The 1,733-nt window shown below is 46.6% G+C and carries 2 protein-coding genes; both read right to left on the reverse strand.

All coding sequences use genetic code 11. The features are described from left to right. Positions 1 to 220: 220 nt before the first annotated feature. A complete protein-coding gene (locus R7Q47_RS23670; RefSeq protein ID WP_025793822.1) occupies positions 221 to 1,099 on the reverse strand; it encodes an NAD(P)-dependent oxidoreductase in 879 nt (292 codons plus the stop codon). A 179-nt stretch (positions 1,100 to 1,278) separates the two neighbouring features. Beyond that, positions 1,279 to 1,733 (reverse strand): PTS fructose transporter subunit IIB (locus tag R7Q47_RS23675; protein ID WP_318089575.1); only part of this gene is annotated, 455 nt, incomplete at its 5' end.

Here is a 1,733-nt window from a genome sequence, read left to right on the forward strand (position 1 = left end):
CAGACTTTATTAAAGAACGTCACGTCACCCACGCTTACCAAGCGGACGAAGCCTACGGCAAAGGCTTAGAACTGGCGTTAGGTTTAGCGAAATAACCCACAGCAAATATGCCATAGTAAATAAAAAGGGAGGCGCACGTTGCGCCTCCCAGTTAAGAGGAATTCGATATGATCAATTTAGACTTTTTCAAACTCTTCGATACCAAAGAGTTCTTCATCTACTACTGATTTTTGGCTACAGCCTTAATCAGTACTGACGTATCCATACGACCAAGCCCTTCACGTTGAAGGCCTGCGTACTGCTCGTCGACCATCTTAGTCAATGGAAGCTCAAGCCCAACACGCTCAGCTTCTTCCAAACAAAAGCCAAGGTCTTTGCGCATCCAATCAATCGCGAAGCCAAAATCAAACTTGTCTTGCGCCATGGTCGTGGCACGGTTTTCCATTTGCCATGAACCAGCAGCGCCGTGTTTCAGCGTCTCGACAACCTGTTCAATGTCTAAGCCAGATTTTTGCGCAAGCAAAAGTGCTTCACTCAAGCCCTGCAAAATACCACCGATACAGATTTGGTTTACCATTTTACAACGCTGTCCCTGACCATTTTCGCCCAGCAGAGTGATTTGTTTCGCGTACACATCCATCACAGGCGCAACATGGTCAAATACACTCGGTTCACCACCGCACATGATGGTCAACACGCCATTTTCTGCGCCCGCTTGACCGCCCGAGACTGGCGCATCGATAAAGTGATTGCCCACTTTTTTACACGCATCCGCCAGTTCTACAGCAAGTTCTGCCGAGGTTGTTGTGTGATCAACCAAAACCGCGCCCGCTTTGAGACCAACTAACAAGCCTTCTTCACCATACACAACGCTACGTACGTCGTTATCATTACCAACACAAGTAAATACGATATCGCAACCTTCAGCCGCTTCTCGCGGTGTCTCGCACGCAACGCCATTGTATTCTGCAGCCCATTTATCAGCTTTGGCTTTGGTGCGGTTGTATACTTTGGTTTCATACCCCGCTTTGCTCAAATAGCCCGCCATTGGGTAGCCCATGACACCCAAACCAATAAATGCTACTCGTTGTTTTTCCATTGCACGCTTCCCTTAGTTCACCTGACTGAAATGTTTTGTAACATGCTACTAAAGAATTGAAAACATTACTCGTAATTTATCCTTCACTCGCGGCACAAATAAAATCGGAGCACGATGTTGGAGTAAAAACCGAAGCAGTCAGCAGGGTTATTAAGGAAAAATTTCTCAGAAGTAAAATGCTAAGACACTCTACGTGCTTGCAACAAAGCCGTAGCGTTCAACATGGCATCCTTGGTCGTCACATCCAACACTTTTATTTTTCGAAAACGTTCCGGTTCTTTGATCGCGACATCATGAGCAAAGATCACAAACTTCGCTTTCTCGATGTCTTTCTCGGTAATTCGGTTGATGACGCCATTCGCCCCTTGGGTTTCGACTTTAATCTTAATGCCGAGTGCACAAGCCGCTTTTTCCAATGACTTCGCCGCTAAGAACGTATGTGCCACTCCTGATGGGCAAGATGTAACCGCCAAAACACCCGCCTCACCTTCGCCTTGAACAGAACCATATACTTGAGAATGACCTGTGTAGCTCTCATCTTCGGTGACGGTTTTCTTTAGTGCAATCACGATCAATGCCGTGGTAACTGGGCCCGCAATCGTGCCGATGATATAACCAATTTTTCCATCCACAA

The sequence above is a fragment of the Vibrio sp. Vb0349 genome (assembly GCF_033338975.1).

Bases quoted from the DNA above. Each gene is read 5' to 3' on its own strand.
- R7Q47_RS23670 (WP_025793822.1), bottom strand. From the start codon at position 1,099: ATGGAAAAACAACGAGTAGCATTTATTGGTTTGGGTGTCATGGGCTAC.